We start from the raw sequence: 20,211 nt of genomic DNA on the forward strand, positions 1-20,211 counted from the left end.
TTATAAAGCTAAATGGTTGCGTGGCAATTACATTCTATAGATCCAGCCTGCCGGATCCATCTTCTGGTCATTTTTGTACAAAAGGAAATGTAAGGTCGTTTTACCCGTGGTTTTACTGGTGGCGATCTCACCTATCTCCTGCTCTGTTCTTACCGCATCCCCTTTTTTCACAAAAACATTCTCCAGGTTGTTATAGATCGTTATGAAATCACCGTGTCTAACCATCACGGCCTTGTTTGCACCTTTTACGGCCTGTACTTCACTAACGGTTCCATTAAAGACGGCACGTGCTTTTCCACCTTTATCGGTATCTATTCGTACCCCGTTATTATTCACCATTACCGAGCTTACTACTGGATGCGGCTGTTTTCCAAATTTCATCGTCACCACACCAGATTTTACCGGCCATGGCAATTTGCCTTTGTTGTTATTAAAATCGGTCGCCAGCGCTTTCGCTTCCGGGGTAAGTTCATAGGTGCTTCTCGAACTCGATCCACTCTCTTTATTTGCTTTCGCGATAGATTCCCGAATCATTCGATCAATCGCCCTGTCGATCTGGTCGATCTCGTTCTGCTTAGTTTTTAACTGACTCGCAAACTCACCTTCTCGTTTTTTTATGGTTGAAACAAGTTCCTGCTGTGATTTTCGATTCTGTTCCAGTTGAGCCCTGGTTTTCCTGTTTTCTGCGATAAGCTTCTGCTTTTCTTCCTTCTGCTTCACCAGTCTGGAGTTCAATTGCTGCAATTCTATTGTATTCGCCTTGATCTCCTCTCCCTGCTGTTTTCGATAATTGGTATACTGCTTCATGTACTGAAGGCGTTTGTAGGCCTGCAGGAAGTTTTGAGAAGACAGCAGGAACATCACTCTGCTTTGCTGAGACTTGCTCTTATAGCTTTTCTCGATCATTCGGGCGTAATCCTCCTTAAGTTGTTCCAGCTCCTTTCTAAGCGCTCCAATTTTGTTTGTATTCGTTGTAATTTCCCTCGTAAGCAAATTCGCCTGCTGGTTGGTGAGCTTTATAAGATCTTCAGTGCTTTTTATCTGCTGGCCAAGATCTTCCACCTGCACCAGCACCGAGCGTTGTTTCTTCTGGTTGGAAATTCTAAGCTCATTGATCCTGGTAATTTCATTTCTAAGCTGAATTCGCCTTTTTTCCAGTTCTTCACGATCTGTTTGAGCATAGCTAAGCTGCGTGCCGCCGAGGCAAAGCAATAAAATAATTAAAATATTTGAAGCCTTCATGCTAATCATTTCAAGCTTATTTCTTCGTATCCGGAAGGGATATCGAAAGGAAAACTAACTTCCTCATTGAAGCTGATGCTTCTGTAGGTTATGTCAATATTAGTGCTGCTACCGCCTTCATTTGCGATGATACGTATCGCTTCAGGAAAAACAATACCGTCTACCACCTGGTAATCTGAATAGGTGACGGTAAGGCTTCTGTTTTCTGAAACCTGTGCCAGTTGCTGAGCAGCTGCTTTTAAGGTGCGACTGTCCAGCAGGAACATTTTCTTCATATCTGCATCTTCTGCCTGAACGAACTGAAATCCTTTTGGAGATTGTGTGAAATCGTATACTTCCGTACGAAGGTCATAGATCGCCTGCCCAATCAGCAAATTCTGAAGTTTTTGAAAATCCAGCGGAGTTCCCAGAAAATCACTTACTAATCTAAAATCTCCATCAAAATAGCTTTGAGTCACTTTTTCATAATAGCTCACACTATTAGGAGTAATATATGCTTTGGCCACAGGAAATCCAAGAATGCTTGCGCTCATCCAGATCGCCTTGTCTTTTTCCATTCTAAAGCTAAGATTTACAGATTGTGTTTTTTCATCATCCTGGTACACTGCTCTCAATTTTCCGGAAGCGGTCTTATAATCGGCTTCTTCAGCATAATGCTTTTTTATAATAGAAACGGCTTCAGTGTTTTTTGTAACGATCTTTCCGGCGCGGCGTGAACTTCCGCAGGAAGCTATCATAACCGTCATAAATACCAGTGCAAATATTCTTCTAATCATCAATTTATTTCTTTAAGTAATTTTTCCGCTTTGGCGCGGTATTCATTCGCCAATCCTGCATTATTCATACCACTATAGCTCAAAGAAAGCTGGGCATAGAAATCGGCTTCCAGTCTTCTATCATCCACCAGGTAATCCAAGCCGTCTTTCAAAATGCTTTCTGCCTGTTCGAACTTCTCAAGTTTATTAAGTGCAACGCCCTGAAACAGGTATAACACAGGCTGCGATGGAAAATTTTCCAGTGCCTGTGAGCTCAAGGATCTTACCTCTTTAAATTTTTGAAGTTCTACTTGCAGCAACAGTGTATTCCTGATTAGTTCAAAATTGGCAGCGTTCTTTTTGATTCCCAGTTTAAAATACCGTAGTGCATTTTCACGATCAGCTTTTTGAAGATAAAACTGTCCCAGCTTTTCATATAAACCTGGCGCATTCTCAGTTTGGGTAAGTTTTTCTGCCACTGCTACCAGACGGTCTTCGAATTCGGTGTTCTCCTGAACATAAATCAGGAAGTCATTAAGCACCTTGAACTTGGACTCTGCATCAATTTCTTCACTTTCAAAAACAATTTCCATGGAAGCTACCGCAGCTTCAGGCTCGTGTTTTTCCAGCTGAAATTTATACAATGCGAGATGAGCCAGGGAAGAGCCGGGATTGCTTTCCAGCAGTTCATTGGCCACCTTATAAGCTTCTTCGTCCTCACCCTGCTCGCTATACATATAAATGAGATTCAGGTAATTTTTTTCCTGCTCAGGATTGGCTGCGATACTCTGCCTTAAATTCTCAATTTGAGCATCGGTATTATTGGTCCTCGCATAGATCTGCCGGCGTAATGAATTACGATAGGAATTTGCTCCTAAGTCCTGATCCAGTTGGTCGATAAGTTGTAAGGCATTCTCATAGTCTTCATTAAGCAGGTACAAATTCGCCAGGTCTTCCTTATAATCTGTATCAAAGCCTATCAGCTTTTCCACTGTGGAAATGGCGTTGTCAAAATCTTGAATGGAGGCATAGGTTTCGAATAGTGAAACAAGTATAGCTTCCCGTTTGGGTTCTAATGCTGTAGCCTTCTGAAAATTTTCAATAGCTGCCGGAAATTGCTGAAGTTCCCGATAATTCTTACCGAGTTCAAAATAAAGCACCGCGTTGTCTTCAGAAATTTCTGAAGCTTTACGCAGTGCTACAATTGCTTTTTCGTAATTCTCAATGCCTTTTTGCTTGAGAGCTTCAAAGAACAGTTCCTGAAACTCATCATTCACAAGACCGAGATCATCCTGGTTCACATCTTTAAATGGACGTTCGTCTTCCTGTGCCTGCACAGAAATCATCAAACATAGCATTAAAAATAGGCTCCAGGATGAACGCATAAATATTATTCTAAAACAGAGTAATCACCAATGCTAATCTGGGTAAAATCTCCATCAAATCTGGCAAAATTCCCGATCATGGCATTATCAAGTTTTGCATTTTTCACTTCAGCAAAGGTCTGGATAAGACTGTTCTTTACGGTACTGTTTTCAATTTTAGTTCCATCACCAATGGATACGTTAGGTCCAATTTTAGCATTGATCAATTCCACATTTTCACCAATATAACAAGGTTCGGTAATTTCAGAATCTTTGATCTTTACAGAGTCTGCCATCAGTTTTTCTCCATCCTGATGCAGGAAATTCAGCATTCTGCCGTTGGTTTCCACGGTTACATTCTTGTTTCCACAGTCCATCCATTCATCTACTTTCCCTGGCACAAAACGAAGTCCGTTTTTACGCATTGCTTCAATCCCATCGTTGATCTGATACTCTCCACCGCGGGTTAGCTTTGCATCCAGAACATTCTGAAGTTCATCTTTTAAAACTGCCACATCCTTGAAATAGTATATACCAATAACCGCAAGATCTGAAACAAATTCTTCAGGCTTTTCCACAAGATCGGTGATCTCATTATTGTCATTGAGCTTCACCACACCATAAGCTGATGGATTTTCAACTTTCTTCACCCACATTACTGCATCTGCAGATTTGTCCAGGTTAAAGTCGGCTTTAAAAAGTGTATCGGCATAAGCAACCACGGCAGGACCGCTAAGGGATTCCTTAGCACACATAATGGCGTGACCGGTTCCCAGTGGTTTGTCCTGGTAATAGATCGTTCCTTTGGCGCCAAGACTCTCGGCGATCTTTTTAAGATCTTCTTCCACTTTTTCTCCAAAATCCTCTCCTATGATGAATGCGACCTCGTCGATCTTTTCATCAAGAACTTTTGCAATGTCTTCAACCAGTCGGTGAACGATTGGTTTTCCAGCGATAGGAATTAAAGGTTTTGGAACTGTTAATGTATGTGGACGAAGCCGTGATCCACGACCTGCCATTGGTACAATAATTTTCATTTTATAGCTTTTTAATTAATCTTTAAATATGGGCTAGTTATTTCCTGTGCTTCCAAAACCTCCTGCGCCCCGGGAAGTTTCTCCAAGAATATCCACTTCTTCCCAGGAGATCTGTTCGTGTTTCGCGATGACCATTTGAGCGATTCGTTCTCCATTCTGGATCTCAAATGCTTCGTTGGACAAATTTACAAGGATAACACCAATTTCGCCTCTATAATCGGCATCTATCGTTCCTGGAGCATTGAGTACCGTGATGCCTTTTTTTGCTGCGAGACCGCTTCTTGGTCTTACCTGGGCTTCAAATCCCAAAGGTAATTCTATAAAAAGTCCTGTTTTTACAATAGTACGTTCCAAAGGTTTAAGCGTTATTGGTTCTTCAATATTGGCTCGAAGATCCATACCTGCAGAAAAATTGGTTTCATAATGCGGCAACTTATGTGCCGACTTATTGATCACTTTTACTTCCATGTTCTAGGATTGTATGATTCTTAAAATCTGGTCTTTTTCAAAATAGTAAATGACACCCATAAATATCAATAATAACGGGATTCCCACGAAATAATTTCCCCGGAAAAAGTAAAATGAGATGATGGAGAAGACAATGGATACCAGTAGGTAGGCTCCTATTCGCTTCATATCATAAGGAACTTTATAAAATTTTCTTCCGTAGTAATAAGAGAGTAACATCATCAAGCCATAAGCGGCAAGGGTTGCGATAGCCGAACCGGTATAACCTATCTTCGGAATAAGGTATAGGTTAAGAGCTATGGTCACGGCAGCTCCAGCCAGAGAAATGTAGCCTCCAAATCTCGTGCGGTCTGTTACTTTATACCAAACTGAAAGATTGTGGTAAATACCAAGAAAAAGGTTCGCCAGTAAAATTAGCGGTACGATTTCCATGGCTTCCCAGTATGCTGAATTTTTAATGATCAATATCTTTAAAAGATCGGCAAAAACGATCACGCCTAATAGGATCAAACTTCCCAGAATTACGAAATAATTCGTGATACGGGCATAGGTCGTCGTGGCATTTTCTTCCCCGGAATGGCTGAAAAAGAATGGCTCAATTCCCAATCTAAAAGCGGTTGCAAACAAGGTCATGAACATGGCCAGCTTATAACAAGCTGAGTAGGCTCCAACCTGTTCCCGGGCAATAGCTTGCGGTAATAGTCGGTCAAGCAGAATTCTATCAAAAACTTCATTTACTGAAAAGGCAATCCCCGCGATCAGGATAGGGAATCCGTAAGACAGCATCTTACGCCAGAGTACCGAATCAAAAGTGAAAGAAATCCTGAAATAAAAAGGCAGCATGAGCAAAAGTGTAAGTCCGCTTGCTATAAGATTGGATATAAAGACGTAGCTTATTTCGAAATTTTCAATATAAATGCTTCGGAAGAAGTTATGTTCTTCTGCCAGATCCTTCAGGTAAACCAGGAAAAAAACATTCAGACCCAGGTTTACAGCAACATTGAAGATCTTGATGATCGCATATCGCATGGGTTTTTCCGCGGCACGCAACCAGGCAAAAGGAATGATTACCAGGGCGTCGAGCAGCAGGATCCAGATCGCCAGTTCTATATATTGCAAGGGGATATTGGTAAGCTCTACGATAAGTTCGCGAGCCAGGTAAGCCACTGCAGTGAAAAGCAGCGAAGTGATCACCAGCGACCAGCCAGAGGTACTTAAGACCCTGTTAGGATCCTCGCTCTTATTATAGAATCTGAAAAATGCCGTTTCCATACCATAAGCAAGGATGACATTGATCAAAACGAAATAAGCAAAAATAACCGATATTTCACCGTACTCTTCTTTCGGTAAAATATCGGTATATAAGGGAACTAAAAGGAAACTTACCATCCTTGGCAGGACGGTAGCCAGGCCATAGACGAAAGTTTGCTTAAAGAGATTTTTTATAGTACTCAAAGGAGCCGGTTGGTTTGCTACAAATATCTGAATTTAAATAACAAAACCGCTCTGGCTACTCTTCCTTTTCCTTAATTCCGGTAAGCTTGTAAAATTTAGTTTTCTCATTCTGTCCAAACACCAGTATAGCTTCATCCTGATCGATCTTAAACGGACTCTCTTCTGGCATTTGAGGCATTTTATTACCATATTCCTTCTTAGGGTCTACATCCATCACCATATCTCCACCACCTACTCTAAAATTGGCAATGTAGATATTGGAATTTTCTTTGCTTTTAACAAGGGGCGACTTCATTCCATGGAAATAAACCGCTTGCAGATCTACACGCTCCTCCTGTATAACCGCAACGGGAATATGGAGTTGAATACCTTCTGAAGTATATGTATAATAAACTTCAGCGAATTGAGCAGGTGCTCTTTCCTGAAGATCTTTATTACTGCCACAGGAAGCAAAAATGCTCAATACCAGAATACCGGTTATCATTAGTAGTGATTTTTTCATAATGTTGATTTTTAAAGTTGAAGATATAAAAACAAAAGCTGTACCAAACAAAAAATGCCCTCCATTTGGAGGGCATTTCAAGGTATATTTAATAAGCTTATCCGTTCAAAGCTTCAGCTCCACCAACGATCTCAAGGATCTCATTGGTAATCGAAGCCTGTCTTGCTTTGTTGTAAGATAATTTAAGGTCGTCTCTTAGCTCCTTGGCATTATCTGTCGCTTTGTGCATCGCCGTCATACGTGCACCATGTTCAGAAGCGAAAGAATCTCTAAGAGCCTTAAAAAGTTGCATTTTTAAAGACTTTGGAATAAGATCTTTAACGATCTCAATTTTCGATGGTTCAAAAATATAGTCCAGTTGCTTTTCAGTTTCGGTTTCAAAGCGCTCAATAGGCAGAAACTGCTCATCCATCACGATCTGTGTTCCGGCATTCTTGAACTGGTTGTAAACAAGCTCAATCCTGTCGAATTTACCGTCTACAAATACCTGCATTAGCTCTTCAGCAATCGCAGAAACATTCTCGAAGGATAGATCATCGAAGATCGTATTATCGTTCTTGTATACTTCAAAGGTTTTCTTCAGAATATCGTTACCCTTCTTTCCAAGAGTAAGAAGTTCAACTTCTGTGTTTTGATAATCTGCAGCGACCTTGCTTTTAACCTTTTTGATGATATTGGTATTAAAAGCACCAGCCAGTCCTTTGTTAGAAGATATAGCCACGATAAGTACTCTTTTCACCTCACGCTCTTCAGCAAATTTGCTGTTTGAATCATCGTCCAGAGTAGCACTTAAATCCTGTAGCAATTGCGTTAACTTTTCAGCATAAGGTCTCATGGATGTGATCGCATCCTGTGCCTTGCTCAACTTCGCAGCCGATACCATTTTCATGGCACTGGTGATCTGCATCGTTGAGGAAACTGAAGTAATCCTGCTACGTAATTCTTTTAAGTTTGCCATAAACCCCTCTTAATCTCCCAATATGGAGAAATTAGTAATCAAATTTGTAATATAACTCCTCCCTCTCTAAGAAAGGAAGGAGCCTTTACTATTTCTTATATTTCCCTGAAAGTTCCTTTGCAGCCTTCGTTAAAGTATCTGTAACTTCGTCTGTAAGTTTACCTGCCTTTAAAGTATCAAGCGTATCTCTGTGCTTGGAATTCAGGTAATCAAGGTATTCCAGTTCAAATTCTTTCACTTTCTCTACCGGTACATCTCTAAGTAAGTTCTTAGATCCTGCGTAGATAATTGCAATCTGGTTCTCTACCGGGTAAGGATCGTTTTGTCCCTGCTTCAGGATCTCTACGTTACGCTTACCTTTTTCGATCACACTCATAGTAGACGCGTCAAGGTCTGACCCGAACTTGGCGAATGCTTCAAGTTCACGGTATTGTGCCTGGTCCAGTTTTAATGTACCAGATACTTTTTTCATAGACTTGATCTGTGCATTACCACCCACACGTGATACAGAAATACCTACATCAATCGCAGGACGAACCCCCGAGTTAAATAGATCTGAAGTAAGGAAGATCTGACCATCTGTAATCGAAATTACGTTGGTTGGAATATATGCTGAAACGTCACCTGCCTGAGTTTCGATAATTGGAAGTGCCGTCAGCGACCCGCCTCCTTTTACCTTGTCTTTCAAGCTATCTGGAAGATCGTTCATTTGCTTCGCGATATCATCATCGGCGATGACCTTCGCTGCCCGCTCAAGAAGTCTTGAGTGAAGGAAGAAAACATCCCCAGGATATGCTTCACGTCCTGGTGGACGACGAAGTAAAAGAGAAACCTCACGGTAAGCAACCGCCTGCTTGGACAAATCATCATAAACGATTAGTGCAGGACGACCTGTATCCCTAAAATATTCACCAATCGCGGCACCGGCAAATGGAGCATAAACCTGCATTGGAGCAGGATCTGATGCATTTGCAGCAACGATAGTGGTATAAGCTAAAGCACCTTTATCTTCAAGGGTCTTAGCGATTGCAGCAACGGTAGAAGCTTTCTGCCCGATAGCCACATATATACAGTACACCGGTTCACCGGCATCGTAAAATTCTTTCTGGTTTAGGATCGTGTCAATAGCAACCACAGTCTTACCTGTTTGACGGTCACCAATCACAAGCTCACGCTGTCCTCTTCCTACTGGTACCATCGCATCGATAGATTTGATACCAGTTTGTAAAGGCTCTGTTACAGGCTGACGATAAATTACTCCCGGAGCTTTACGCTCTAGAGGCATTTCGAAAGTCTCACCTTCAATTGGACCTTTTCCATCAATAGGAGCTCCAAGAGTATCAACCACACGGCCAACAATACCTTCCCCTACGTTAATAGAAGCAATTCGCTGAGTTCTTTTTACTGTAGAACCTTCTTTGATCTCCTTTGCAGGACCCAAAAGTACTACCCCAACATTATCTTCCTCAAGGTTTAGAACGATCCCTTCCAAACCACTCTCGAACTGAACAAGTTCGCCGTATTGAGCGTTTGCAAGTCCGTAGATATTCGCAATACCGTCACCAACGGTTAGAACGGTACCTACTTCATCAAGTGAGGCCTTGGATTCAAAACCTGATAATTGTCGTTTTAATATTGCTGATACTTCAGCAGGATTTACTTCTGCCATAATTATTCAAGATAAAATGGTACGCAGGACGTACCTGTTTTAATTAAATTTTTGAAACGTATGTGTTGTCTTTTAATTGTCTCTTTAGTCTGTCCAGGTTTCTGGCTACACTCGCATCATATTGCAGGTCGCCAACTCTTAGTACAAAACCACCAATAATGCTCTCATCGATCACATTTTCCAGGATCGCGTCATTACCGGTTAGTTCCTTCACCTTAGCCATAATGATCATTTCCAGCTCAGCATCCAACGGAATAGCCGTAGTTACTTTTGCATGCTGAATATTGTTCATGGCATTGAACATCATCGTATACTGCTTTGCCACAATGTGCAAAATATTAATACGATCATTGTCAAGTAGTATATCCATCGCACCAACAGTTACACCGTTAAGACCCTTAAAGATCTCAAGCAGCGCGCTCTTCTTGATGCTTTTTCTTACTACCGGACTTGTGAGCATGTTTTCCAGATCACCACTGTTCTTTACAGTAGCAGATATGGTTTGCATATCACTGTTTACAGCTTCCGCCGAATTCTTATCCTTTGCCAGTGAAAGGATCGCTTTTGCGTAACGTTGTGCGGCTCTGTTTCCTTTCATATCTTAGTTTAACTTAGCATCGCTCAGCATCTTCTCGATCATCTGGCGTTGTTCGTTCTTACTTGATAATTCTTTACGCACAACTTTCTCAGCAATTTCTACTGAAAGCTCTGCAACCTGATTTTTAAGTTCCGCAAGGGCAGATTGTTTTTCAAGTTCGATACTCTTTTGAGCATCTGCAACAATTCTGTCTGCCTTCAACTTCGCTTCTTCAGCTGCTGAAGCGATTGTCTTTTCTTTCAACTCACGTGCTTCTTTAAGGATAGCATCTCTTTCTGCACGAGCTTCTTTCATCAACTGCTCATTGTCAGATTTAAGATTCTGCATTTCCTTACGAGCATTTTCAGCTGAAGCCAACGCGTCGTTAATAGACTGTTCCCTGTCTCTTACAGAATTAAGGATAGGTCTCCAGGCGAATTTTGCCATAAGAAACAAGAGCACCAAAAAGACGATCGTTTGCCAGAAAAACAAGCCAAAATCGGGAGTGATTAAATCCATATATAGTTAAATAAAATGTTCTTAAGTAATCATTAATTAATTAAGATCTGTTCGTAACCAACCGTTACGAACAGATCTTTTTAAGTTCAGGACTATGCCGGTACAGTAAGTACCCCAAGCAAAGCAGCTACCACTCCAAAAAGTGCAACACCTTCTACAAGTGCAGCAGCAATAATCATAGCAGTCTGGATCTTTCCAGCAGCCTCAGGCTGACGTGCGATAGCATCCATGGCAGAACCACCAATTTTACCAACACCGATAGCGGCTCCAACAACTGCAAGACCAGCTCCTAAAGCTGCAAGTCCAATGTGTAAATACTCCATAATAATAGAATTAAATAATTAAAATTAATGATGTTCATGTTCCTCAACCGCCATCCCGATAAACAGGGCAGACAGCATTGTAAAAATAAACGCTTGTAGGAATGCTACTAACAATTCCAGTACTGTTATAAATAAGGCAAATGGAACCGAAACTCCGGCGATGCCCGCATTTTCCAAGATAAAGATCAACCCGATCAAACTCAGGATGATAATGTGTCCCGCCGTTATGTTCGCAAACAAACGAATCATAAGTGCGATAGGCTTAATAAACACACCTGCAAGTTCTACAACTGCAAGAATAGGTTTCACGAAAGTTGGAACTCCTGGCATCCATAAAGTGTGCTTCCAGAAATCCTTATTTCCATTTATTAGAATCAAAGCCAGAGTAAACAAACCTAAGGAAACGGTTACGGCAATATTACCAGTTACGTTCGCTGCTCCTGGTAAAAGACCAAGTAAGTTTGTGATCCAGATGAAGAAGAACACTGAAAGTAAGAAAGGCATGAATTTCATGTATCGCTTTTCTCCAAGTTGCGGAATTGCGATATCATCTCTTACAAATATCACTAAAGTCTCAAGGATATTGTTGAAACCGCTTGGCGCATGAGAATTCTTTTTATGATGTCTGGCCAGGCTAGTAAAGAAAATAAGCATCAGAATGACCGTTAAAAACATCGCGGCCACATTCTTCGTGATAGAAAGATCCCATGGTTTGCTTGCATTCACCGGGTGATGCTCTGCATCAAACTCCACGGCAGTAGCCCCATCGTTCAATCTATAAATATCTTCATGAAGATTCACAAAACGCATCCCGTCCTTTTCAACCACGTGATGACCTTCAGTATCATGATGAAATTCACTGGACATAAAGCTTACCAGGCCATTTTCAGTATACAGAATTACCGGTAAAGGCAGTGTGTATGAATTGTCTCCGGATCCAAAGAAATGCCAGCCATGAGAATCACCAATATGATGCAGGATCATCTCTGTTGCATTGAACTCTTCTTCAGCTTCCTGAAGATCGGAATGCTCCTCTCCGTGCTCCTGAGCAAAGGTGAAAGCTGGGAAAATGGCTAAGGCCAATGTAAAGTATAAGCTAATCACTAAAGATTTCTGTGCTGTCATACTACCTGATCTACTTAAAATTGTGGGCTCTAAATTTCCGTGCAAAGGTATACTTTTAATTTTTATCTGAAAGAAGCAGTTATATTTTTTTTACTGAACCTCAGAATTTATGATTTTACTGAAAGTCAGTTAATTATTTCAGGTTTATAAGCTTTACTGCATAAATAGTTTCGAAAACCAGAAAGATAAAATAGGGTATAAAAAACGCGATCAAACTTTGAAATGGATTTGCTGTCCCATTCAGCATCATAGGAAGCAAAAACAAGACTGCGGCGAGCATTTTAAATAGACTGCAACCCATAAAGGCAAAACCGGTCTTCTCACTAAAGTTTTGCTGCACAAGAACCAGTAAGATATAAACGATGAGTGTCGCAATGAATTGAAACGCATAAATAGAGAAGGTCGAATAATAGAGTTCCGGCTGGAACAGGTAGTTTACCAGTGCGAACTGTATAATGAAACATATGATGAAAAAGGGAATAAATACTTTGAGAAAACCTATGATCTTTTGTTGCATTACTCGTCTTCGTTCAGATTTTTGACCTCTCTGTAAACCAGGTAAAGTGAGATAAACACGCCGGCGAGAGAAAGCGAAATTGTGTATACCGAAAATTTGTTCGGGAATTTATCATCCAGCCAGATGCCCGCAAAAACTCCGGCACCTATAAGCAGGCCCATCTGGAAGGCTATATTAATAAAACCCAGATATTTGTTACGCTGATCGTTTTTCATTCGTAGTTTTAAGAGGTTTGATACCTCCATTCATTTTACAGGTAGCATTGAATACGGCTCCGGCTTCCACCGCAAGTTTACCCGCGATCACTTCCCCTTCGATATGTGCTGTTCCGCGAAAACTGAGCACTTCCTTTACCAGCAACTTCCCATTAAAATTCCCTTCAATATCTGCGCTATCACATTCCAGAGTACCATTTATTACTCCGCCTTTACTTATGACTACCTTTCCGGGAGTTTTTAAACTACCCTCCAAGGTGCCTTCTATTCTAAAACAACCCTTCCCGGAGATCTCCCCGGTAATGATGGTTCCTGCTGCAATACGATTTTGCTCTCGCTGATCTGCAGAGCTTTTGGACTTTTTGGAATCTGAAAACATGATAGTAGGGCTTTAATTAAGGTCTGACAAATTTCTTAAATTTTTCTTAATTTGTACAATTCTATAATTTTCTGCCGACATGACAAAAGCTTCCTCTTCAATTTTGATGTTCTTATCCTTCTGAAGCAGTTCCAAAAATCCCATGCTTGCAGATCTGGAGCTAAATCCATGTACAACCAGAAACAACTGCTCATCGCTATAAACATCGGCTGAAGTTTTTATATTCCTGTAGTCTAATTCCTGTAATTTTTCATCGATAGCGAGTTTCAAGGAATCTAAAACGGGCGCCTCATTTTCAGAAAAAGAGAAAACCAATTTAAAGTTAGTCTGAGTACTATCTGCTACAAACTCCAGATTCTTCAAAGACGGAATCGCTGTATTCAATAATTGCTGTGCATTCTGGCCTTCCGGCGATTGCGGGTAATTTGCGGCCACATACTGCAGTGAATTCTGGTAGGCATCCAGTCCATATAATCTCGCGATCGCCCGTGTTTTCAACAATTCTATCTTGGGCAGGATACTGTTTCCATTATACTGTGATCTGTAATTATCGGCCTGTTTAATAACTTCAGTGAATTGCTGTGTTTCAAATTTTCTATACAGTTGTTCATAAACATTTTCCGGACTGTTTTCATCCATTTGAACACTCTCAGGATTTCTGATAAACGCGGCATATCGGGAATCGGGATAATTCTGCAAAATATCCTGTTCCAGTCTTTGCAGGTCACTTACCCGGTTCTGTGCTTTATAAACCGAATACAAATTATATTTTGCCGGAAGGATCAGGCTTTGTTGCGGATTATTGTTAAGCATGAATTCAAGCCTGTTCGCTGCCAGTGCATATTCACGGTATTTTTCATTGTAGATTACTCCCAGTTGATAATTCGCCCGATTTCGCTGAGCAGATAAGCTGTCCAGAATCAGAGCTGCTGTAGGAATCTGAGCCAAATAAGTTTGAGGATCGTAAATTGGATCGTTATCCAGATTGATATCCATTAATCGTTCTTCAGCATTTACCGTAGTCTGGTTCATCGCACGGCTGCCGTAACGCCAGTTATCTGCCAGTTCCCGGCTACCCCAGGTACGAAGAAAATCCTGCGCGCCCCTGGAAACACGTATTGGGTTATAGAAATAAAAAATATTACCACCATTTCCAGTATTAAAATTACCTGCCGGCGGCACTGTTGCAGAAGCGGGGATATTGGTTTGTGGAAAGTTGGTTCTTGGACCTATGCCTGCGGTATAAGCTGGCAATGCACCAGACTCCATGGTTTTGACCGCACGTGCCCTCAAGGTATCCGTATATGCAGTGAAATACTGCAGTCTATCTGTTTCGCTCATGTTCGCGAGCCTAAGGATACTATCTGTTTCCTCCGCGATCTGTTCGTAAAGAATTACATCTGCCAGGTTCTCTCTTTTTTTGCTAATGGTTCTGAACTCCAGTAGATCTGGCGACATATAGGTAAGGGTACTGTCAAAATATTTACCTGCTTGCTGGTAATTTGCCTCATCAAAACTGATATTCGCGAGGATCTCATAATTGATCGATTTCAGGAAAATATCGCTTGACGGTGACCTTAAGGAGCGATTATAATAATCTACTGCAGTTTCTACGGAATCTAACTGGTTGTAATATTCACCTATCTGAAAATAAATCTTGTCCAGGTATGGGCGGTTTTCACGATCTTCTTCCAGTTCTTTTAAAAGTCCCAGCAGCTGGTTGGGATCACCATTCTGAAAATCAAAATTTCTTGCTTTCTGTACATGCGCATTGACCAGGTAGATTCTTGGTGACTTGCGATTCAGGTCAATTACCTTATCAAAAGAGGCATTTGCCGCTGCGGTTTGATCCAGGCGATTATAAAGTTGCCCAAGAATGTAATAATAACGCCCTTTTTCGGCATTGATCCTGGTAAATTCACTGGCATTTTGTAATGGGGCTACTGCGCTGTCTATATAGCGTAAATTGATATAAGCCTGTGCTAGACTGGAACTGGCATCGGCAATATCTTCATCGCTAAGTTTGTCTGAATCCAGGATCTTCTTCAGGTTCTTGATCGCCAGCTTTTCATTTCCCAGCCTGATATTGGTCTTTTCCCTCCAGATCCTTGCATGAGTAATATTATTACTGGCTGGGTAGCGGTAAAGAATGTAATTGAATGCATCGAGAGCTGGTACAAAACGTTGATCGAAGTACCTGGATTTACCAAGGAGTAAATAAGCTTCGTCCATTTGTGGGTTGCGTTCTTTGCCTCCTATTTGCATGGAATGCTTCTGAATAGCCTTTACCGCTTTTTCTTCAGCAATCCCGAAATTTTGGTTTCTAACGCTGTCTGGTAGAACGATATTTTCATCCAGCGCCAGTCTTTCAACGGGCAGAATATCCCAGTAATTATCTGCATAGTTCTGGTTGATCTCTTCCTTTCCCTGCTCGAAGGCCAGACCACCGTTATATAACGTATTATATTCCGAAGTGATCGCGTGATAATTTCGGTTTACAAAAGAATTCTTTTTCCTGGAGCAGCCAAGAATTGCCGCGACAGTTAGTAGAACCAATGAAATTCGGGTAAACGTATTCAATATGAACCTTTTATGGTATCATGAATAACTTTGATACAACTGGTTTAGTATGTAAAAGTAAACTTCTTTTTGCAAAGTCCAATAGCCGCAGAGCCTAGCCTTCCACGATCTCACTGGAAAAATATTCCTCCAGTTCCTTCAGGGTAGCTTCGGAAGTCGTGATATCACGAACCGGCACTCCCCTGTCCAGTACTACGATCCTTTCGCAAACTTCAGTCACATGAATAAGATCATGACTGGAAATAAGCACGGTAGTTCCCGAAGTATTTGAAAGTTCTTTAAGGATCTTTTTAAGCCTGATCTGTGTGGTAGGATCCAGGTTTGCAAATGGCTCATCAAGGATAACCACCTCAGGATCACCTATCAACGCCGCGACGATACCTACTTTTTTCTGGTTCCCTTTGGAAAGATCCCGAAGGTATTTTTTGCGACCAATGATCTCTCCGTTAAAAAAATCCTGAAATTGAACCAGGAACGTATCTACATCTGCCCGATTCCTATTCCGAAGATCTCCTATAAAGTAAAAATATTCTTCCGGAGTCAAATATCCAATCAGGAAACTCTCGTCAATAAAGGAGGAGGTAAAGCTTTTCCAGTCCTCACTTTCGCTCACCGTAATATCCTGATTAAAAATGTTGCCAGATGTAGGCTGAATAAGATCCAGCAGCAAGCTGAAAAATGTGGTTTTTCCGGCACCGTTGTTACCTACGAGTCCGAAGTTTTGTCCTGCCGGAATTTCCAGATGCTCGATATCCAGAACTTTGTTTCCGTTATATATTTTTGAAAGATTGGTTGCTGTGATCATAATACTCTTGATTTAATCTCCTTTTTGTTTGAATCCCTGAATCGTTACATATTTACGTCTTCGGTAGCGTTGGGTGAGGTATGTTAGTAGTGTGGGACGCATAAGAATACCAATAATACCCAAACCAGCAATAGTTCCCACCGCAACTTCATAGCCTACAAACTTGTTTACCAGCCAGAAAATGAAGACTGGAACGGCCATGACCGGTATTCCAACAAGCCATTGAGAAACTCCTACTCCCTGGTAGTTCATCACGGGGCTTTTGTCAAGATCGATACTCTTTTTATTAAAACTACCAGAAAAAATAAGCATGGGTACATTCACTCCAATATTATAGATCGCCGCGGTGATATTCAGCATCACTACTTCCCATCCAAAATATATATAAGGAGTGGTTAAAATTAGAAGTACAATCACACTTACCGTGATCAAACCCATCTTAGAAGCCAGGTATTGTCTCATAGGAATGTTTTGAGACATGATCATGGAGTAATAGGAAGAATCCCAGGATGGTACAAATTGTCCAAAATTCATCATAAACACTCCGGTCATAAAAATACCCACGAACAGAAAAAATGCGGGCATATCCTGGTAGGTGTCGTTAGGATAAAATATGAGACCATAACACAACAGCAGCAATGACATGAAAATGGTTGTTTTCGCTCTCTTATTCCGAAGTATGAGTTTGATATCCAGTTGAAGGAAAGGAGCTATACTACCAAATTTGCGGGTCCAGCCCAGATCCTGAGTTTGAACTTCTTTTGATTTCGTTTTGAGATCCTGGTCGAGATAGAATTTTCTTCGCAGGTCTGAAAGATTCCATTGATAGAGAACTATAAGCAGTATGAATGGAACTACAGCCAGGTACGGTTGGTTATATAAATAATCGAGCGCAGCCCCAAAATACCTTCCTATATCAAAAATACCAAAGTAGTCCAGCGCAGCCAGGATGGCCACCATGAGAAGGACCGGAATTAATTGCTTAAGACTTTCGTTGAACTTCTTCTTGACAATAAAATTGAAATAGTTCACGCATAAAACAAGAGCGTAAAACCCAAGCATCCAACCAAGTACATTCCAGGCTGGATAGTCGTATTTGAGGATGCTTACCAGCCCAAAAGGTAGTATCCATAGCAACGGCAGTATATTGTAGAAAGAATAGAGTGACTTTAATAGAATATAGTTTACCGCCTTTTTCTTGGACACCGGAATAACCATAAGCGGTTTGATATTCAACACCGGTAGGCTTTGTAACATAAATCGAAAAATCAATTCAAAACCCAAGTAGGTCAAAGCAAAACTGTTTACTACCGAAATAGGATCCTGTTCTGGAAAAGATTCTCTTAATATCGGAAACAATGCGACTCCCAGAAAAAGGAATACTGCTGAAAAATAGAGGGCCAGGAATATCATCAGGATCTTTAATCCCAGACTTTTTCCAAAACTGGCCGATCTTGTAAATGACTTCCATTCCAGCCAGAGAAACTTACCAAACATAAAATCTGCTGTTTATTTAGATAGGTAGAGAAATTTAAACTTTTGTTACATTCTTAAAAGCGTCATACTTTGTATTTTTACGCCCAAATATCAAAAAATGAGTAATTTTTACCCGCTAAAAATAAAGGAAATAATTCGTGAAACTTCCCAGGCGGTGAGTTTATCTTTCGAAATTCCGGAAAACCTGAAAGAGGAGTTTAAATTCAAGGCAGGGCAGTATATCACAATCAAATATGATACAGAGAACGGCGAAATTAGAAGAGCTTATTCTCTTTGTTCTGCTCCAAATTCTGAAGATTTCAAAGTTACAGTAAAAGAGGTTGAAGGTGGAAGCTTTTCTGTGATCGCAAATAATAGACTTACCGCAGGAGACATTCTGGAAGTCCATCCGCCGGAAGGAAAATTTGTTTTTGAACCAGGCAACTCTGCCAGGAACTATGCTGCATTTGCAGCGGGAAGCGGGATCACTCCGGTACTATCCATCATCAAATCTGTGCTGGAAGAAGAGGCGCATAGCCGGTTCGTACTTACGTACGGAAATAAATCTGTAGATGATACGATCTTTTTTAAGGAATTGCTGGAATTGCAATCAAAATTCCCGGATAGACTTTTTGTGGAGTTTATTTACAGCCGTACTCGAGAAGAAAATTCACAGTTTGGCAGAATCGAAACAAGCACCGTAAATTACATTCTGAAGAACAAATTCAAGGATACCAGTTTTGAAACATTTTATCTCTGCGGACCCAAAGAAATGATCGATCATGTCACTGAAGTGTTGAAGAAAAACGAGGTGCGCGATGAGCAGATCAAATTTGAGCTGTTTACGAGCACGGCAGAGGAAAAAGTGATTGAAGGTGATACTGATGGGAAAACCTCAGTAACAATTCTCGTGGATGACGAGGAATATAGCTTTTCCATGGACCGGAAGGATGTGGTTCTTGATGTTGCATTGGAAGAAGATATCGATGTGCCATACTCCTGCCAGGGAGGGATTTGCAGTAGTTGTATGGCTCGTGTAACTGAAGGTAAAGCTGAAATGAGTAAAAATCAAATACTTACAGATGCAGAGATCGAGGAAGGGTTTATTCTTACCTGCCAGGCGCATCCAACAACCTCTACCCTAAAGGTGGATTTCGACGATGTTTAAGAATTATTCAGCAACCGCTGAACTTTAGATACTACCACTTCCGGAGGAATGCTTCGCATCACGTCTTCGTATCCCTCCGGAACTTTATTACCATAAGCCGAAGTCGGGATCTTTGGATATTTCTCCAAATCTGGTAAAATACAGTTGTCAAGCGGTTGATTAAAAGCTGCAAAACCCATGAATGGATGGGTAACGCCCCAGATACTTATCACCGGAATCCCAAAGATCGCTGCGATATGCGCATTACCACTATCCATAGACAGCATCAAGTCCAGGTTCGAAATAAGACTTAGTTCTTCCGCGAACCTCAGCTTGCCTACCACACTCACGCACCTGTCAAATCTGGATTCCCATTCTTCCAGCTGTTTCTTTTCAGTATCTCCTCCCCCAAAAAGGAAAATCTTGATGTTTTTTTCTGAAGAAAGTGTAGAGATGACCTCCTGCATGAGATCTGCCGGGTAAAATTTGGAACTATGCTGTGCAAATGGTGCAATACCAATCCATTTGATGCCTTTTCTTCTGCCGGTAACATTGGAAATCCTGGGCAGGATTTCCCTTCTGGCTGCTGGCATATATCGGGAAAGGTCTATAGGATATCCCAGTTTTTCAAAAACTTCAGCATAGCGCTGATGTGTTGTTTTGAGCTGTTTAAAAATCTTGTTCGTTTCACGGCTCAGAGCTTTCTTTTCAGCCCTGCCTTTGTTTATTTGCTCGAAAGGAATTCCGTAGAAATAAAAAACAGAGCGCAATACATTTGTTCTTAGTACATCATGAAGATCTGCGACCATATCGATCTCTTCATCCCTGAGTTCACGGGCCAGGGTCCCCAGACCCAGAACACCTTCGTGGACACCATCTACATCGGCCTCATAGAGCCTTACATTTTGCAAATGACTGAATAGTGGGAAAAAGAAGGATCGTGTGAGCACTGTGATGGTAAGCTGCGGATAAGTTCTTACCAGCACGCTCAATACCGGTACCACCATGGCCACATCGCCCATGGCAGAGAGACGAATCACCAATAAGTGTTTATTCTCCTCGGTCGCTGTGTGAAGATCTTTATCCTGCTTTTTCATG

At 41.2% G+C, this 20,211-nt stretch carries 21 protein-coding genes; 1 reads left to right on the top strand and 20 read right to left on the bottom strand.

The features are described 5' to 3' along the window. Positions 1-27: 27 nt before the first annotated feature. The 19 genes from G529_RS0100200 to G529_RS0100290 form a co-directional block, all read right to left on the bottom strand. Complete coding sequence (locus G529_RS0100200; RefSeq protein ID WP_026913608.1) at positions 28-1,242, bottom strand: murein hydrolase activator EnvC family protein; 1,215 nt, start codon at positions 1,240-1,242, stop codon at positions 28-30. A gap of 5 nt (positions 1,243-1,247) precedes the next feature. After that, positions 1,248-2,018, bottom strand: coding sequence for a lipoprotein insertase outer membrane protein LolB1 (lolB1, locus tag G529_RS0100205; protein ID WP_026913609.1), 771 nt, complete (start codon positions 2,016-2,018; stop codon positions 1,248-1,250). After that, positions 2,018-3,382, bottom strand: coding sequence for a tetratricopeptide repeat protein (locus tag G529_RS0100210; protein ID WP_026913610.1), 1,365 nt, complete (start codon positions 3,380-3,382; stop codon positions 2,018-2,020). Before G529_RS0100210 ends, lolB1 begins: the two co-directional genes overlap by 1 nt. Before the next feature lie 5 nt (positions 3,383-3,387). Continuing rightward, on the bottom strand, positions 3,388-4,398 hold the full coding sequence (locus tag G529_RS0100215; protein WP_026913611.1) for a sugar phosphate nucleotidyltransferase: 1,011 nt from the start codon (positions 4,396-4,398) through the stop codon (positions 3,388-3,390). 33 nt (positions 4,399-4,431) lie between these two features. Further along, complete coding sequence (dut, locus tag G529_RS0100220) at positions 4,432-4,866, bottom strand: dUTP diphosphatase (RefSeq protein ID WP_026913612.1); 435 nt, start codon at positions 4,864-4,866, stop codon at positions 4,432-4,434. 3 nt (positions 4,867-4,869) lie between these two features. Next, positions 4,870-6,321: an oligosaccharide flippase family protein gene (locus tag G529_RS0100225; RefSeq protein WP_026913613.1), complete on the bottom strand. Its 1,452-nt coding sequence runs from the start codon at positions 6,319-6,321 to the stop codon at positions 4,870-4,872. Positions 6,322-6,376: 55 nt separating this feature from the next. Beyond that, the gene (locus G529_RS0100230; protein WP_026913614.1) at positions 6,377-6,823 is read right to left on the bottom strand and encodes a membrane protein; all 447 of its coding nucleotides are present in this window, start codon (positions 6,821-6,823) and stop codon (positions 6,377-6,379) included. 97 nt (positions 6,824-6,920) lie between these two features. Further along, positions 6,921-7,781, bottom strand: coding sequence for an ATP synthase F1 subunit gamma (gene atpG, locus G529_RS0100235; RefSeq protein ID WP_026913615.1), 861 nt, complete (start codon positions 7,779-7,781; stop codon positions 6,921-6,923). An 88-nt stretch (positions 7,782-7,869) separates the two neighbouring features. Then, entirely contained in the window at positions 7,870-9,450 is a 1,581-nt protein-coding gene (atpA, locus tag G529_RS0100240; protein ID WP_026913616.1) for a F0F1 ATP synthase subunit alpha, read from the bottom strand. Between the two features lie 43 nt (positions 9,451-9,493). After that, positions 9,494-10,048 carry an ATP synthase F1 subunit delta gene (gene atpH, locus G529_RS0100245; RefSeq protein ID WP_026913617.1) on the bottom strand — a complete coding sequence of 185 codons (555 nt, stop codon included), beginning with the start codon at positions 10,046-10,048 and terminating at the stop codon, positions 9,494-9,496. Between the two features lie 3 nt (positions 10,049-10,051). After that, on the bottom strand, positions 10,052-10,546 hold the full coding sequence (locus tag G529_RS0100250) for a F0F1 ATP synthase subunit B (RefSeq protein ID WP_026913618.1): 495 nt from the start codon (positions 10,544-10,546) through the stop codon (positions 10,052-10,054). 92 nt (positions 10,547-10,638) lie between these two features. After that, positions 10,639-10,869: an ATP synthase F0 subunit C gene (gene atpE / locus G529_RS0100255; protein ID WP_026913619.1), complete on the bottom strand. Its 231-nt coding sequence runs from the start codon at positions 10,867-10,869 to the stop codon at positions 10,639-10,641. A 24-nt stretch (positions 10,870-10,893) separates the two neighbouring features. Further along, complete coding sequence (atpB, locus tag G529_RS0100260) at positions 10,894-11,994, bottom strand: F0F1 ATP synthase subunit A (RefSeq protein WP_026913620.1); 1,101 nt, start codon at positions 11,992-11,994, stop codon at positions 10,894-10,896. Positions 11,995-12,127: 133 nt separating this feature from the next. Next, entirely contained in the window at positions 12,128-12,511 is a 384-nt protein-coding gene (locus G529_RS0100265) for a hypothetical protein (protein WP_026913621.1), read from the bottom strand. Further along, positions 12,511-12,726, bottom strand: a complete 216-nt coding sequence (locus G529_RS0100270; RefSeq protein WP_026913622.1) for an AtpZ/AtpI family protein — start codon at positions 12,724-12,726, stop codon at positions 12,511-12,513. Before G529_RS0100270 ends, G529_RS0100265 begins: the two co-directional genes overlap by 1 nt. Further along, positions 12,707-13,105, bottom strand: a complete 399-nt coding sequence (locus G529_RS0100275) for a bactofilin family protein (RefSeq protein WP_026913623.1) — start codon at positions 13,103-13,105, stop codon at positions 12,707-12,709. Before G529_RS0100275 ends, G529_RS0100270 begins: the two co-directional genes overlap by 20 nt. A gap of 12 nt (positions 13,106-13,117) precedes the next feature. After that, positions 13,118-15,685 (bottom strand): type IX secretion system periplasmic lipoprotein PorW/SprE, encoded by a 2,568-nt coding sequence (gene porW, locus G529_RS0100280; protein WP_026913624.1) that lies wholly within the window; start codon positions 15,683-15,685, stop codon positions 13,118-13,120. Positions 15,686-15,779: 94 nt separating this feature from the next. Continuing rightward, positions 15,780-16,490 carry an ABC transporter ATP-binding protein gene (locus G529_RS0100285; RefSeq protein ID WP_026913625.1) on the bottom strand — a complete coding sequence of 237 codons (711 nt, stop codon included), beginning with the start codon at positions 16,488-16,490 and terminating at the stop codon, positions 15,780-15,782. Positions 16,491-16,502: 12 nt separating this feature from the next. Then, entirely contained in the window at positions 16,503-17,987 is a 1,485-nt protein-coding gene (locus tag G529_RS0100290) for a DUF5687 family protein (protein WP_026913626.1), read from the bottom strand. Between the two features lie 97 nt (positions 17,988-18,084). On the opposite strand from G529_RS0100290, the gene G529_RS0100295 reads away from it, so the two are divergent. Continuing rightward, positions 18,085-19,134, top strand: a complete 1,050-nt coding sequence (locus G529_RS0100295; RefSeq protein WP_026913627.1) for a ferredoxin--NADP reductase — start codon at positions 18,085-18,087, stop codon at positions 19,132-19,134. Here G529_RS0100295 and G529_RS15310 read toward each other — a convergent pair. Continuing rightward, the gene (locus tag G529_RS15310) at positions 19,131-20,210 is read right to left on the bottom strand and encodes a glycosyltransferase family 9 protein (RefSeq protein WP_035695359.1); all 1,080 of its coding nucleotides are present in this window, start codon (positions 20,208-20,210) and stop codon (positions 19,131-19,133) included. The two genes, G529_RS0100295 and G529_RS15310, sit on opposite strands and share 4 nt — an antisense overlap. Between the last annotated feature and the right edge of the window lies 1 nt (position 20,211).

This window comes from Christiangramia portivictoriae DSM 23547 (assembly GCF_000423045.1).
Classification (GTDB): Bacteria; Bacteroidota; Bacteroidia; order Flavobacteriales; family Flavobacteriaceae; genus Christiangramia; species Christiangramia portivictoriae.